Annotated in this window: 12 protein-coding genes; 9 read left to right on the forward strand and 3 right to left on the reverse strand. The window is 72.0% G+C overall.

Going from position 1 to position 14,147, the window contains the following annotated elements:
* The first annotated feature begins 247 nt into the window (after positions 1–247).
* The 6 genes from ACIRQ9_RS18070 to ACIRQ9_RS18095 all read left to right on the forward strand — a co-directional run bounded on the left by ACIRQ9_RS18070 (position 248) and on the right by ACIRQ9_RS18095 (position 7,471).
* A complete protein-coding gene (locus ACIRQ9_RS18070; RefSeq protein WP_404173719.1) occupies positions 248–2,062 on the forward strand; it encodes a peptide ABC transporter substrate-binding protein in 1,815 nt (604 codons plus the stop codon).
* A gap of 168 nt (positions 2,063–2,230) precedes the next feature.
* Positions 2,231–3,190 (forward strand): ABC transporter permease, encoded by a 960-nt coding sequence (locus ACIRQ9_RS18075; protein ID WP_404173722.1) that lies wholly within the window; start codon positions 2,231–2,233, stop codon positions 3,188–3,190.
* Positions 3,187–4,086 (forward strand): ABC transporter permease, encoded by a 900-nt coding sequence (locus ACIRQ9_RS18080; protein WP_404173725.1) that lies wholly within the window; start codon positions 3,187–3,189, stop codon positions 4,084–4,086. The genes ACIRQ9_RS18075 and ACIRQ9_RS18080 overlap by 4 nt, the downstream gene beginning before the upstream one ends.
* Positions 4,083–5,849 carry a dipeptide ABC transporter ATP-binding protein gene (locus tag ACIRQ9_RS18085; RefSeq protein WP_404173728.1) on the forward strand — a complete coding sequence of 589 codons (1,767 nt, stop codon included), beginning with the start codon at positions 4,083–4,085 and terminating at the stop codon, positions 5,847–5,849. Before ACIRQ9_RS18080 ends, ACIRQ9_RS18085 begins: the two co-directional genes overlap by 4 nt.
* A gap of 41 nt (positions 5,850–5,890) precedes the next feature.
* The gene (locus ACIRQ9_RS18090; RefSeq protein WP_404173880.1) at positions 5,891–6,829 is read left to right on the forward strand and encodes an ROK family protein; all 939 of its coding nucleotides are present in this window, start codon (positions 5,891–5,893) and stop codon (positions 6,827–6,829) included.
* Between the two features lie 291 nt (positions 6,830–7,120).
* Positions 7,121–7,471 (forward strand): WhiB family transcriptional regulator, encoded by a 351-nt coding sequence (locus ACIRQ9_RS18095; protein ID WP_404173731.1) that lies wholly within the window; start codon positions 7,121–7,123, stop codon positions 7,469–7,471.
* Positions 7,472–7,680: 209 nt separating this feature from the next.
* On the opposite strand, the gene ACIRQ9_RS18100 is transcribed toward ACIRQ9_RS18095, so the two are convergent.
* Entirely contained in the window at positions 7,681–8,001 is a 321-nt protein-coding gene (locus ACIRQ9_RS18100) for a hypothetical protein (RefSeq protein ID WP_404173734.1), read from the reverse strand.
* 703 nt (positions 8,002–8,704) lie between these two features.
* Between ACIRQ9_RS18100 and ACIRQ9_RS18105 the strand changes: the two genes are divergently transcribed.
* Entirely contained in the window at positions 8,705–9,499 is a 795-nt protein-coding gene (locus tag ACIRQ9_RS18105) for an SDR family NAD(P)-dependent oxidoreductase (RefSeq protein ID WP_404173737.1), read from the forward strand.
* 225 nt (positions 9,500–9,724) lie between these two features.
* Positions 9,725–10,579, forward strand: a complete 855-nt coding sequence (locus tag ACIRQ9_RS18110; protein ID WP_404173740.1) for a hypothetical protein — start codon at positions 9,725–9,727, stop codon at positions 10,577–10,579.
* Between the two features lie 31 nt (positions 10,580–10,610).
* Here ACIRQ9_RS18110 and ACIRQ9_RS18115 read toward each other — a convergent pair whose 3' ends face one another.
* Together ACIRQ9_RS18115 and ACIRQ9_RS18120 are read right to left on the reverse strand one after the other, a co-directional pair.
* Positions 10,611–11,255: a response regulator gene (locus tag ACIRQ9_RS18115; RefSeq protein WP_404173883.1), complete on the reverse strand. Its 645-nt coding sequence runs from the start codon at positions 11,253–11,255 to the stop codon at positions 10,611–10,613.
* Between the two features lie 77 nt (positions 11,256–11,332).
* On the reverse strand, positions 11,333–12,691 hold the full coding sequence (locus ACIRQ9_RS18120; protein WP_404173743.1) for a sensor histidine kinase: 1,359 nt from the start codon (positions 12,689–12,691) through the stop codon (positions 11,333–11,335).
* A gap of 170 nt (positions 12,692–12,861) precedes the next feature.
* Here ACIRQ9_RS18120 and ACIRQ9_RS18125 point away from each other — a divergent pair, with 170 nt between their 5' ends.
* Positions 12,862–13,971, forward strand: coding sequence for a PP2C family protein-serine/threonine phosphatase (locus ACIRQ9_RS18125; RefSeq protein WP_404173746.1), 1,110 nt, complete (start codon positions 12,862–12,864; stop codon positions 13,969–13,971).
* Positions 13,972–14,147: the final 176 nt, after the last annotated feature.

The raw sequence follows: 14,147 nt of genomic DNA on the forward strand, positions 1-14,147 counted from the left end.
CCGTGGAGAGATCCGCGAACGCTGACGCACAGCCAACTGGCGCAAATTGTCATAAAGGCGGCGTCGTATGCGCTCTCTATCGGCGCTTCTGGCTTTTTTCGAAATCGCAGTAACTTATTTGTTATTCGTTCTTGTTTGTTTGTTCGGTGCGTCCGTCGTTGACTGTCGCCATACGCAGCGCCGACCCCGCGGCGCCGGTTTGGGTCCTCCCATGACGTTTGCGGGTCCTTTCACTCTGAGGAGAGTCATGTTCCTTGCTCCCACGGCCGCCGGCCGCCGCTGGGCCCTCGTCGCGGGTGCCGCCGTCATCACCGGCGCGCTGGTCACCGGTTGCTCCGGCGGCGGCACCTCGTCCTCCGGCCCGGCGTCGTCGGACACGATCAACTACGCGCTCCCGGCGAACTTCACGCCGAACTGGATCCTCCCGATCGGCACCGCCGCGCACCTCAACACCAACAACGCCTCCATCTCCCAGGCCGTCTGGGAGCCGCTGATCGCGTACGACGGCTCCACCGGCAAGGTCGGCTGGAACAAGGACAACTCGCTGGCCAGCGACGCCAAGTTCGCCGCGGACGGCAAGAGCGTGAGGATCACCCTCGCTCAGCGCCACTGGAGCGACGGCAAGCCGATCACCTCCCGCGACGTCGAGTTCTGGTTCAACCTCGTCAAGGCCAACAGGGCCGACTGGGCCAGCTACAGCCCGGGCAAGGCGCCGGACAACTGGACGTCCTTCAAGACGGTCGACGACACGCACTTCACGATCACCTTCGACAAGGCCTACAACCAGCAGTGGATGCTCGCCAACGAGCTGAGCATGATCCGCACCATCCCGCAGCACGCCTGGGACAAGACCGGCGACTCGGGTGCCGTCTCCGACCTGGACCGCACCGCCGCCGGCGCCAAGCAGGTCTGGACGTACCTCAACAACGCCGCCAAGAAGATATCCGGCTACGCGACCGACCCGCTCTGGAAGACGGTCAGCGGCCCCTACACCATCAAGTCGTTCTCCACCGCGGGCCGGGTCGAACTCACCGCCAACGCCAAGTACGACGGTGGCGGCAGGGCCAACATCAAGAACGTCAACCTGCTGCCGTTCACGACCACCGAGGCCGAGGAGAACGCCCTCCGCGCCGGCACCGTCGACTACGGCTACATCAACGCCTCCGACCTGGGCCAGGAGGCGTCCTTCAAGGCCAAGGGCTACTCGGTGAGACCGTGGAGCGGCTGGGCCATCACCTACATGCCGTACAACTTCAACAACCCGTCCATGGGACCGGTGTTCAAGCAGCTGTACGCCCGTCAGGCCATCCAGATGTCGGTGGACCAGGCCACCCTCTCCAAGGTGGTCTTCAACGGCAGCGCCGTCTCCACCTACGGGCCGATCCCGCAGGGCCAGGAGTCGTCGTTCGTCTCGGCCGACCAGAAGAACAACCCGTACCCGTTCGACACCGCCAAGGCGAAGAAGCTGCTCACCGACCACGGCTGGACCGAGCAGGGCGGCACCATGGTGTGCAACGCGCCCGGCACCGGCGCGAACCAGTGCGGCGCGGGCGTCGACAAGGGCACCAAGTTCGAGATGCAGGTGCTGTCCCAGTCCGGCTCCACCGTGACCGACAACATGATGAGCGCGCTCCAGTCGTCGTTCGCGAAGACCGGCATCAAGTTCGGCATCAAGACCGCCCCGGTCAACTCCGTGCTCTCGCAGGCCGGTCAGTGCAAGTCCGGCGAGTCGGGCTGCTCCTGGCAGCTGTCCTTCTTCGGCACCGCGGGCAGCTGGTACTTCCCCGCCTACCCGAGCGGTGACTCGCTCTTCGCCACCGGCGGCGGCTCCAACTTCGGCAGCTACTCCAACCCCGCCGTCGACAAGCTGATCACCGAGACCACCACGTCCGGCTCGGACGAGGTGGTGCAGAACTACAGCGCCGCACTCGCCAAGGACCTCCCCGTGATCTGGCTGCCGGAGCCCGACTACCAGATCTCCGTGGTCCGCAACGGCCTCGGCGGCTTCGCCCAGGACTCGCTCGCCAACTTCCACCCCGCCATGTGGAAGTGGACCAAGTAGGCCCGGTCGGTGCCCGCGTGGGCCGACGGCGCCCGGCCCCGCGGCCGGCCGTCCGCGGCCCGCGCACGCCCCTCGCGCACCCGCGCCGCACCGACGTCCGCGTCGTGGTGACGCCCCTGTCCAGGTGACGCCCGAGCGCGTCACGGAGACGAAGCGACCGGAAAACACATGAGCACTCCCTCGTACCTGATCAGACGCGTCCTCCAGGCCGTCGCGGTGATCGTCATCGTGACCGTCGTCGTCTTCGGCCTGCTGCACGCGCTCCCCGGAGGCCCCGCCCGCGGGATCCTCGGCCCCCAGGCCACCGCGCAGCAGATCGCGAGCTTCAACCACGAACAGGGCCTCGACAAGTCCCTGCCCGTGCAGTACTTCCACTACCTCGGCCGGCTCCTGCACGGCGACCTCGGGACCTCGTACACCCTCAACGAGCCGGTCTCCCAGCTCATCGGCGAGCGGCTGCCGAAGACCCTGGTCCTCACCCTGCTGTCGGCCGTCGTCGGCCTCGTGCTCGCGATCCCGCTGGGCATGTGGCAGGCCGTGCGCCGCAACAAGGCCACGGACTACGTCATCACCACGCTCAGCTTCATCGCCTACTCCACGCCCGTGTACTTCCTCGGACTGATCCTGGTGCTGGTCTTCAGCCAGGAACTGGCGTGGTTCCCCTCGCAGGCACCGCAGGGGGAGACCGTGGGGCAGGTGTTCTCCGACCCGCAGGGCCTGGTGCTGCCGGTGTTCGCGGGCGCGGCCTCCATGATCGCCGTGTTCAGCCGGTACATGCGCGCCGCCACCCTGGAGAACCTCTCCGAGGACTACGTCCGCACGGCCAGGGCGGGCGGCTCCCGCTCCCGCGCCATCCTCGCGCGGCATGTGTTCCGCAACTCGCTGACCCCCGTGGTGGCCATGCTCGGCTACTACATCCCCGTCCTCTTCGGCGGCGCGCTCGTCGTCGAGCAGCTCTTCAACTACCCCGGCATGGGGCTGCTGTTCTGGACGGCGGCACAGTCCTCCGACTACCCGGTCCTGCTGGGCTGCGTCCTGGTGATCGCCGTCGCCACCGTCACCGGCACGCTGCTCGCCGACATCGTCCAGCGGATCATCGACCCCCGAGTGAAGGCAGGCCGGGCATGAGCGCCGTCATCCAGCCGGACGCGGTCCCGACGAAGACCGCCGAACCGCGCGAGGCCACCGGCACCCGCCTGGCCGTCCGCCGCTTCCTGCGCAACAGGCTCGCCGTCGTCGGCCTCGCCGTCGTGGTCCTCTTCTTCCTGTTCTGCTTCGTGGGTCCGCTGGTGTACTCCACCGACCAGACCCACACCCTGCTCGAACAGGTCAACCTCGCGCCGAGCGGCGCCCACTGGCTCGGCACCGACGCCGTCGGCCACGACGAGCTGGGCCGGCTCATGTACGGCGGCAAGGTCTCGCTGATCGTCGGCCTCGCCGCGGGCGTCCTCGCCACCTGCATCGGCACGCTGTGGGGCGCCGCCGCCGGTTACGCGGGCGGCTGGATCGACGCCCTGATGATGCGCGTCGTCGACGCCGGCATCGCGATCCCCGCCCTGTTCATCCTGCTGGTGGTCTCCGCCATCACCACACCGGGCCTCGGCGGCCTCGTCCTCATCCTCGGCCTGGTGTCCTGGCTGGTGCCGTCCCGGCTGGTCCGCGCCGAGACCCTGACGCTGAAGAACCGGGACTACGTGCTGACCCTGCGCGCCATCGGCGGCACGCACGCCCGCGCGATCCTGCGGCACATCCTGCCGAACTCGGTCTCCACCGTCATCGTCGCCGCCACCTTCCAGGTCGCCGACGCCATCCTGCTGGTCGCCTACGTCTCCTACCTGGGCATGGGAGTACGGCCGCCGCAGACCGACTGGGGCGGCATGCTCTCCGCCGGTCTCACCGCCGCCTACTCCGGCTACTGGTGGCTGATCCTGCCGCCCGGCCTGGCCATCATCCTGGTGGTGTGGGCGTTCAACGCGATCGGGGACGGACTCCGCGACGCATTCGATGTGAGGGGACGCGGATGACCGCCACCACCGACGGCTCCGCCGCCCGCACCACGGCGGCCGAACCGATCCTCGAACTCGACGGCCTCGGCGTCGTCTTCACCACCGAGACCGGCGAAGTGCCCGCGGTCAAGGGCGTGTCCCTCCAGGTCCGGCCCGGCGAGACGCTCGCCCTCGTCGGCGAGTCCGGCTCCGGCAAGTCGACCATCGCGCTCGCCGCGATGGGCCTGCTCACCGGGAACGCCCGCGCCACCGGCAGCGCCGTCATCGCCGGCACCCAGATCGTCGGCGCCTCCGAGAACGGCCTGGCGGCACTGCGCGGCAGGACCGCCTCCATGGTGTTCCAGGAGCCGGCCACCGCGCTCGACCCGCTCACCCGCGTCGGGAAGCAGATCGCCGAGGTGATCCGCAACCACCGCGAGGTGAACGCCAAGGACGCGGCCGCCGAGGCCGTCGACCTGCTGCGCCGGGTCGGCATCCCCGAGCCCGAGCGGCGGGCCCGCGCCTACCCGTTCCAGCTCTCCGGCGGACAGCGCCAGCGCGTCGTCATCGCCATGGCCATCGCCAACGAGCCCCGACTGCTCATCGCCGACGAGCCCACCACCGCCCTCGACGTGACCGTGCAGGCGGAGATCCTCGACCTGCTGCGCCGGCTCGCCGCCGAGACCGGCACCGGCGTGCTCCTCGTCACCCACAACATGGGCGTCGTCGCGGACTTCGCGGACCGCGTCGCCGTCATGTACCAGGGCGAGATCGTGGAGACCGGGGCGGTCGAGGACGTCCTGCTGCGGCCCACCCACGACTACACCCGGCGCCTGCTGGCCGCCGTACCGCGCCTGTCGGTCGCGGAACCGGCCACCGACGCGGACTCCACGGCGAAGACCGGGCCGGCCGCCGTGCGCGACACGGCGGCCGAACCGGCCGACGCCTCCGCCGAGTCAGGCGAACCCGTCGTCGAACTGCGCGACATCAGCGTGGTGTTCGGCCGCGGAAAGACCGCCGTGCACGCCCTCGACGGAGTCTCCTTCCAGGTCGGTCCGGGACAGACCCTCGGCCTGGTCGGCGAGTCCGGCTCCGGCAAGTCGACCGCCGCCCGGGTCGCGCTCGGCCTGGTCCAGCCCACCTCCGGCACCGTCTCCCTGTTCGGCGCCGACCTCGGCCGCACCCGTGCCCGGGCCCGCCGGGCGCTGCGGGCCGGCATCGGTGTCGTCCTCCAGGACCCCGTGGCCTCCCTCGACGCCCGCATGACCGTCGGCGAGTGCATCGCCGAACCGCTGCGGATCCACCGCCGCGACCTCACCGCCAAGGACCGCCACGCCAGGATCGCCGACGTCCTCGACCGGGTACGGCTGCCCCGCGAGGTCGCCCGCCGAGCACCCCGCGAACTCTCCGGCGGACAGCGCCAGCGGGTCAGCCTGGCCCGCGCCCTCGTGCTCGACCCCCGGCTGCTGGTCGCGGACGAACCCACCAGCGCGCTCGACGTGAGCGTGCAGGAAGCGGTCCTCGAGGTGATCACCGAACTCCAGGGCGACCTGGGCTTCGCCTGCCTCTTCGTCTCCCACGACCTCGCCGTCGTACAGCACTTCGCCCAGCACGTCGTCGTGATGCGCGCCGGCCGGATCGAGGAGCAGGGCTCCACCGGGACGACCCTGCTCCATCCCGAGACCGACTACACCCGCCGGCTGCTGGCCGCCGTACCGGTGCCCGACCCGGTCGTGCAGCGGGGCCGCAGAGCCGAGCGCCTTGCCGCCCTCGCGGCCGGCCGTACGGAGGCCCAGGCGTGACCCGACCCCACCTCTCCCCCCACACCCCGCAGGACCACGCGATGCACACCTCCCTCCGGCCGCTGTTCACCGGTATCGACATCGGCGGCACCACCACCCAGGTGGTGGTCTGCTCGGAAGACCTGACGGTCCTCGACCGGGCGGAGACGGCCACCCCGGCACGCGAGGGCGGTGAGGCCATGATCGGCGCCGCGCTCGACGCCCTCGCCCCGCTGCTGGCCCGCACACCGGGCCACCTGGTCGGCGCCGGGATCGGCGCCGCCGGGGTGGTCGACTCCGCGAGCGGCCGCATCCTGGTCGCCAGCGACTCCTTCCACGGCTGGGCCGGCTTCGCCGTCACCGCCGCCGTCCAGGACGCCCTCGGTGTCCCCGCCTACCTGGACAACGACGTCAACGCCTTCCTCTACGGGGAGGTGAACGGCGGCGCGGTGCGCGACGAGACCGACGTCCTCGGCATGACCCTGGGTACCGGCGTCGGCGGCGCGCTGTGGACCAACGGCGCCCTGTACGCGGGCCCGCACGGCGCGGCCGGCGAGATCGGGCACATTCCCGGCTTCGGCGACCTGCCCTGCTCCTGCGGCGGCCGAGGCCACCTGGAGACACTGGCCTCCGGCCGCTCCATCGCCGCGCGTTACACCGAGCGCACCGGCCTGGAGCGCACCGCCCGCGAGGTCGCCGCCGCGGCGGCCGACGGCGACGAGAACGCCCGCGCGGTCTACCGCGCCGCGGGAGCGGGCATCGCCCGCGCGATCGTGATCACGGCCGGCGTCGCCGACATCACGACGGTCGTCGTCGGCGGCGGGGTCTCGGGGGCCTGGCCCCTGCTGGAACCGTTCATCCAGTCCGCCCTGGCCGCGGACCCGCCGGTCAGCGGCCACCCCGTACGGCTGGTACGCGCCGCGCTCTCCGCCGACGCCGTACCGGTCGGCGCCGTCGCCCGCGTACGGGGTGAACTGGGCACGATGTCAGGAACGAGGTGACGAACAGGCCGCCGTCCGGAGCCACGCGTCCCGGCCGCGCCGGCGCCCGGACGGTGGCCTCGTCCACCCGCCGTCGACTGGCCCAGCCGCGACCGCGCTGTTCCGGGTCGCGACCACTTCGGTGCGTTCCGATACCAGACCCGGTCGGGTCGTCGTCAAGTCCGCGTTCCCCCGTAGGGGTTGCTGCCGGGCCGGGATGTGCCGTGATCCCTCGGCCTGCCGTAGCGTTCACGGCACTGCGCCTGCCCTGGGGAGTGCGGCGGGCCGTGACGGGGAGAGGACGGCGTCGAGGTGGTCGGGGATCATGAGGAGTGGGCCGCGCGGGCGGCCTGCCGGACGGCTGATCCGGACGAACTGTTCGTCGAGGGAGCAGCCCAGAACGCGGCGAAGGCCGTGTGCAACGGCTGTCCTGTACGCACCGAGTGTCTGGCGTTCGCTCTCGACCGCCGTATCGAGTACGGCATTTGGGGCGGCGCGACCGAGCGGGAACGGCGCGCACTCCTGCGCCGCCGCCCGACCGTGACCTCGTGGCGCCTGCTGCTGGAGACCGCGCGAGCAGAGCACGGCCGACAGGGTGCGGAGCACCGGGAGCCGGCGCACCGGGAGCCGGAGCCGGGGGAGAGCTCGCTGCGGACAGGTTGAAAGGCCGTTGCACAGGTGCCGTCGCCGAACGTGATGCCGAGCGCCACCGGGGAACCGACACCGCCTACGACCGTGTCCTGCCCGCGAGTTCGGTCAGAGTGATCGGCGCAGGGCCCGTCCGGGATCTGTCGTGCGTCGGCCGCGGGCCGCTGCACGCGCCCGTGCCAGTCCGGAGGGCCCCGGGTCTGTGTGTTCGCCTCGGCGGGGCGTCAGTTGAAGTGCACGTGCAGTTGGCGCATGAGTTCGGCCACGACCGCGAAGGCGATCAGCGGAGGCGCCGCTGCGAAGAGCATCTGCACCATCGCGTCGTCGCGTGTCGCCCACAGGCACCACGCCACCGCCGCGGCGGTGCCGATCGCGATCAGGATCCAGGAAGCCGCTGTGCTCCGGCGGTCGACGATGGCCGCGGCCACGCCCAGACCACCGCCCACCATCAGCCCCATGACGAGTACGGCGTGGGCCCATTCCGGGGCCGACACGACGTTCGCCAGGGGTGTTTCGACCCTCAGCTGCCGATAGGTCACCGCCATGCCCCCCAGATACACCGCGATCAGTGTGGCAAGGCTGAGGACTCTTACGACCTGCCCCAGAGTGCCCCGTTCTCCAGCCATGAATCCCCCGATGTCGTACCGTCCTATATTTCGGTGCCTGTGGTGTGCCCGTGTCTACAGCGGGGCAAACTACGCACCGGCCCGGCCTTCCCGGCGGCGGATTCCAGCCACGGGAGCGACGCAGGACGAGGCTCGTGCACCCGTTCCGGTGGCGAGTCCGAGAGCGGCCGTCAGCCAGGTCGGGGCGGCTCGCGGGGCATGATGGGTGACCGCCGGAGCGGTGGCGGAGTTCAGCCATCCGGTGCCCGCTCCGGCGCCGGCGAGCGCCACGGCGTCGGCCCGTCCGCCCGTCCGCCCGTCCGCCGAACGAGCCGAGCAGGGCCGCTTCGGAGCGGGGAGGCGCCAGGGCGGGCAGCACGCGCGCGAAGCAGGCGAGAGAGATACGCGAAAGGCTCGCCGCCCAGGGCGCGTCCTCGGTCGACCCGGGCCTGCTTTCCCGGGCGCCGTACATCCACCTCGGCCCCTGAGCCCGCGCCGCACGAAGAGTGACCGGGCGATGCGTTGCCGTAGCCGGTCAGGTCCGTCCCGCGTGGACGTCGCGCGGTGCCGCACATCCTCGCGGAGACTGAAGGCGACGACATGGACTGCCGCCGCCGATCCAGCCGGGTGTGGAGGAGTGGACATGCGTATCGACCTTGCAGGACGCACCGCCCTGGTCACGGGCTCGACCCAGGGCATCGGAGCCGCGATCGCCGCGGGGCTCGCCGAGGCCGGAGCCGCGGTGGCGGTGAACGGCCGGGACTCCGATCGGGTGGAGCAGGCCGTCGAGGAACTGCGGCGCAAGGTGCCGGCCGGTGACGTCAGCGCGGTGCCCGCGGACGTCGCGACCGAAGAAGGCGCGCTCCAGGCCTTCGAGCAGGTCCCGGACGTCGACATCCTCGTCAACAACGTGGGCATCTTCGGTTCGAAGGACGTGCTGGAGATCGATGACGCGGAGTGGCGGCACTACTTCGACGTGAACGTCTTCAGCGCGGTCCGCCTCACCCGGCTGTACATGCCGCGGATGCTCAAGCAGAACTGGGGCCGAGTCCTGTGCATAGCCAGCGAGTCCAGCGTGGCTATCCCCGCGGAGATGGTGCACTACGGCACCACCAAGACGGCGATGCTCGCTCTGGGCCGGGGCTTCGCCAAGAGAGCGGCCGGAACACGCGTGACGGTGAACTCGGTTCTCGCCGGGCCGACTCACACCGAGGGCGTCGAGGACTTCGTGTACAACCTCGTCGGCAGAGAGCTGCCGTGGCACGAGGCCGAGGCCGCCTTCATGCGGCAGTTCCGTCCGCAGTCCCTGCTGCAGCGGCTCATCGAGCCCGCGGAGATCGCGAACATGGTCGTGTACCTCAGCTCGGACAAGGCGTCGGCGACGACCGGCGGAGCCATCCGCGTCGAGGGAGGGATCGTCGACTCGATCGTGCCGTGAACGACGGACGACGGGACGCGGTGGTTCGGAGTACCGGAGGCACCCCGGGCGCGGGGCGCGCCGCCCGTCGCGAGGCCCGGGGGTGTGGCGGGCCATACCCGGGTCGGGTGGCGTACCGCAGTGATCGGTGTGCCGCTGTTCGGCATCGTGATCGGCATGACCATGGGCGGGCTCACCGGTTGGGTCGGGCGGCGCTCCCACGCTGATCGGGTTGAGGGATTCTCCATGCGTACTGAACATGTTCCGTCGCGACGGGCCGTGGTGTCCGGCCGGGCGTCGGGCGTCCTCGTCGTCCTCGCCGTGGTGCTGGGCGCCGCGTTCGTGCTCGCGCCGGCCAGGCTGGCCGGGATCGGGACGCGGAGCGGGCCGTATGCGCGGCGCGCTCTCGTCGACGGTCTGATTCCGGCGTTCGTCTCCTACTGGGAGTCCGGGGACCGGCGGGTGCCCGCGGATCTGCAACGCCTGGTCGACTACTGGTGCCGCTTCCACGTGGTCAAAGGCGTGCTCTCCGCCGCTCTGCTGATCGTCCTCGTCGCGCTGGCCGTCCGGTGGTGGAGGGCGTTCCTGAGGCCGGGCCGCCGGGCAGGCGGGGGAGTGGCGGTGGCCGCGGCGTTCGTCAGCGTGCTCGCCCTCGTGTCGCTGGCGGCTCTGATGGCCAATGTCCAGGGCGCGACGGCCCCTTTCTCGTCGCTGACGTCGGTGCTTCCGCTCGGTGAGCCTCATGGCCGGCTGGCGGACGCGGTCGGGCAGATCGAGCAGGGCCTCGCGCACCATCCGGGTGCGGGCGGCCGGAACGCGGTCGTACTGGACGCGATGGTGGACGACTTCGGTCGGTACCACGCGGTGCTCGCCGTGCTCGCGTCGGTCGTGGCGGTCGCCCTGGCGGTCCTGGGCGTGGCGGCGTGGCGGAGGTTCGCCGCGGCGGACCGGTCCGAGGTCCGGATGCGGCGCACGATGGGGTGGTTCGGTGTCCTGTCCGTGCTGCTCGCGCTGATGGTGGCGGTCGTCGCGGTGGCCAACGCGGGCACCGCGGCGGACCCGGCGCCCGCTCTCCTGGGCTTCTACCAGGGCGGCATGTGACGCCTCGTCAGGCCGGGCGGGGAGGGCCCGGTCAGGAGCGGAGGTAGGCGAGGACGGCGAGGACCCTGCGGTGCTGGGCGTTGTCGGGTGGCAGGCCGAGTTTGGCGAAGACGTTGCCGATGTGCTTCTCCACCGCGCTGCTGGAGAGCGTCAGGTGCCGGGCGATGGCCGAGTTGGAGTGGCCTTCGGCCATCAGGCCGAGGAGTTGCCGCTCCCGTGGCGTCAGCGTTTCCAGCGGGGCGCTGCGCCGTTGCCCGGCCAGCAGTTGGGAGACGACCTGCGGGTCGAGGACGGTGGCCCCGTGGGCGACGCGGTCCAGGGCGTCCAGGAACTCCTCGACGCGGGCGACCCGGTCCTTGAGCAGGTAGCCGACCGCGCCGGAGGCGTCGGCGAGGAGTTCGGCGGCGTACGACGCCTCGACGTACTGGCTGAGCACCAGGACGGGAGTGCCGGGCAGGTGGGTGCGGGCGGTGAGCGCGGCGCGCAGGCCCTCGTCCGTGTGGGTCGGCGGCATGCGTACGTCGACGACCGACACGTCCGGGCGATGGGTGAGGACGGCCCGCACCAGCGCCGGGCCGTCGCCGACCGCGGCGACCACCTGGTGGCCGTCGTCGGTGAGCAGGCGGACCAGGCCCTCGCGCAGCAGCACCGCGTCGTCGGCCAGGACGATCCGCAGCGGCCGGCGGCCCGCGGGGCACGGCGCTGTCCCGGCGCCCTCTCCGGGAGCCGGTTCGGCCGGTGTAGGGGACGGGGTCAGGGGCATGGGAGTTCTCCGGTGATCGTGGTCGGGCCGCCGTCGGGACTGGCCGTCCGCAGGCGGCCGCCGAGGGCGCGGAGTCTGTCGTCCAGGCCCCGCAGGCCGTGTCCCTTGGCCATGGCCGCGCCGCCCAGGCCGTCGTCGGTCACCCAGATCCGCAGGGTTCCCTCGGCGTGGCGCAGGCCGATCGTGCAGTGCCGGGCGCGGCTGTGCTTGGCGACGTTGGTCAGGGCCTCGGCGACCACGAAGTAGGCGGCCGTCTCGACCGCGGGTTCCGGTCTCGGCCCGAGGGGACCGAGGTCGAGACCGGCGGGTACGACACTGCGGGCGGCCAGCGCGGTGAGTGCGGCCGGCAGGCCGCGGTCGGCCAGGACCGGCGGGGCGATGCCGCGGGAGAGGGCCCGCAGTTCCTCCAGCGTCTCCTGCGCCTGGACGAGCGCGTCGGCGAGCGCCTCCCGCGCGGTGTCCGGCCTGTCGTCGAAGTGGTGCTGGGCGCGGCCCAGTTCCATCGCGAGGCGGACCAGCCGCTGCTGGGGGCCGTCGTGGATGTCCCGTTCGAGGCGGCGCAGGGCCGCCGCCTCGGCCGTCACCGTGGCGAGCGTCTGCGCGCGGGCGGTGTCGCGTTCCGCCTCCAGCCCGCTGATCCTGCGGTGCAGTGCCGACAGGTCGGACAGCAGCGTCCCGCCGAGGCCGGCCTGGACGGCGACGCAGGCGCGGGTCACCGGCGGCAGGGTGGCGAGCGTCAGGAGGCCGAGCGCGACGGCGAACGCGATCCGCTGACCGGGAGAGGCCAGCCCCAGACTCAGGGCGATGTGGGACCGGGAACCGCCCGCGTACAGGTTCATCGGCCGCAGCGCGCCGGACGCCGGGTACGGGTTGCGCAGCGGGGCCGTGACGGCGGCCAGGCCGACGAACCACCACAGCGCCGTCACCACGGACGTGACCGCGACGACCGGAAGGACCAGCACCGTGTGCGCCACGTCCGGCCACAGCCCCGCGTCGGACCCGTCGGGCACCCGCCCCGGCCGGCGGCGCACGTCCGGCGCCTCGTCGCCCCTGGACCGCACCCGGGCGATCCGCCATCGCTCCACGTCGGCCGGCCATCGCGCCAGGTCCGCGGCGGCGGCCCGAGCCCGCGCCCGGCCCGGCGACAGCAGCCCGACGGCGCCGAGACACCCGGCGCCGAGCACCATCAGCAGGCCGAACACGGCACTCAGCGGCCCGGTCAGCAGGTACGCCGAGTCCAGCAGCGTACGACGTCCCAGACGCGCCAGGGACCGGCCGCCCGACCGCCACCGGCCCGCGGCCACTCCCGCGACCACGCCCGTGACCACGGAAGACGACGGTTCAGCCATGCGCCCAGCGTAATCGCGAGCCGAACGGGCACGGCTCGATCCCGGGCGCTCCGGGCCCCTCGGCTCCCGCCGCCCCGGGCCGGAGGGTCATCGCGCGAGCTCCTGATGCGGGTCACGACCGCCTGCTCGTATCGTGAAGGGACAGAGAGCGGCGTGGTGAGCGGGACATCATGGCAGAGCCGACGGTCGACTACGCGGCGGTTTTCCAGGCCCTTCCCGGGGCCGTCGCGCTGGTGACTCCGCAGCTGATCTTCGCGGACGCCAACCCGGAGTTCGTGCGGCTGCGACGCCTGCCCCGCGAGGAGATCATCGGGCGTTTCCTGCCCGAGGACCAACTCGCGAACACCTCCGCCGAGCCGCTCCTGCTCAGAGTGCTGGCCTCACTGCGTCGGGCGGTGGAGACCGGTGAGCAGAGTTCCGTCGAGCTGCAGCGCTTGTGCGCGGAGGACCGCGAACAGCCCGGGGTGTGGCACGAGCGGTACTTCAACGTGACCAACATCCCCGTGCTCGGAGCCGACGGCCGGGTGACGTTGCTGCTGCACCGGCTGGAGGACGTCACCGAACTGATCCGTGCCCGCGAAGTCGCGCTGACCCTCCAGGAAGCCATGCTGCCCGCTCCCCGGCCGATCGGCCGGCACCCGGCGGCCGTCCGCTACCGGCCCGCCGCCGAAGCCCTGAACGTGGCCGGCGACTGGTACGACCTGGTCGAACTGCCCGGCGACCGGATCGCTGTCGCCGTCGGCGACGTCGTCGGCCACGGTCTTGCCGCGGCCGGCGTCATGGGACAGCTCCGCAGCGCCCTCACCGCCGCCTCGCTCGTCCCCGAGGGCCCCGCCCGGGCCCTGGAGGTCCTCGGGCAGTACGCGCGCACGGTGGACGGCGCCGAGAACACCACCGTGGCCACGGCGTTCGTCGACTGGGAGAACGACACCATCACCTACAGCAGCGCCGGCCACCCGCCACCGGCCCTCCTGTGGCCGGACGGCACGGTCGAATTCCTCGACCAGGCCACCGACCCGCCGCTGGCCGCACGTCCGCAGCACGGCCCCAGGACCCAGGCCGTCGCCTCGTTCCGTGCGGACGCCGTCCTCGTGCTCTACACCGACGGGCTGATCGAACGCCGCGGCGAGGACATCGACGTGGGACTCGCACGGCTCGCCGACTCCCTGGCCCGCCACCGGACCGACGCGTGCGAAGCCCTCGCCGACGCCGTGCTCGGGGACCTCCTCCCCTCCGGCGACGCCGCCGACGACACGGCGCTGGTCGTCGTACGCCTCTGAACCGGCAGCGGGAGCAGACCGCTTGGGGACGCACCGCGGAGTCACGGTTCTCCACGGCTGGTTCGCACGACAGTCGACGAGGCCGCCGCCGGGTGCGAGGCCGGCCCTTCGGGTTCGCCTTGAGGGCGGCGACGAGGTCTTCCGGCGCTTCCGCCAGGCCGTGCAGGTCCGTACCG

The organism is Streptomyces sp. NPDC101237 (assembly GCF_044767465.1).
Taxonomy (GTDB): domain Bacteria; phylum Actinomycetota; class Actinomycetes; order Streptomycetales; family Streptomycetaceae; genus Streptomyces; species Streptomyces gramineus.

Coding starts and splice junctions, on each gene's coding strand:
- ACIRQ9_RS18070 (WP_404173719.1), top strand. CDS start 248: ATGTTCCTTGCTCCCACGGCCGCCGGCCGCCGCTGGGCCCTCGTCGCG.
- ACIRQ9_RS18075 (WP_404173722.1), top strand. CDS start 2,231: ATGAGCACTCCCTCGTACCTGATCAGACGCGTCCTCCAGGCCGTCGCG.
- ACIRQ9_RS18080 (WP_404173725.1), top strand. CDS start 3,187: ATGAGCGCCGTCATCCAGCCGGACGCGGTCCCGACGAAGACCGCCGAA.
- ACIRQ9_RS18085 (WP_404173728.1), top strand. CDS start 4,083: ATGACCGCCACCACCGACGGCTCCGCCGCCCGCACCACGGCGGCCGAA.
- ACIRQ9_RS18090 (WP_404173880.1), top strand. CDS start 5,891: ATGCACACCTCCCTCCGGCCGCTGTTCACCGGTATCGACATCGGCGGC.
- ACIRQ9_RS18100 (WP_404173734.1), bottom strand. CDS start 8,001: ATGGCGGTGACCTATCGGCAGCTGAGGGTCGAAACACCCCTGGCGAAC.
- ACIRQ9_RS18105 (WP_404173737.1), top strand. CDS start 8,705: ATGCGTATCGACCTTGCAGGACGCACCGCCCTGGTCACGGGCTCGACC.
- ACIRQ9_RS18110 (WP_404173740.1), top strand. CDS start 9,725: ATGCGTACTGAACATGTTCCGTCGCGACGGGCCGTGGTGTCCGGCCGG.
- ACIRQ9_RS18120 (WP_404173743.1), bottom strand. CDS start 12,691: ATGGCTGAACCGTCGTCTTCCGTGGTCACGGGCGTGGTCGCGGGAGTG.
- ACIRQ9_RS18125 (WP_404173746.1), top strand. CDS start 12,862: ATGGCAGAGCCGACGGTCGACTACGCGGCGGTTTTCCAGGCCCTTCCC.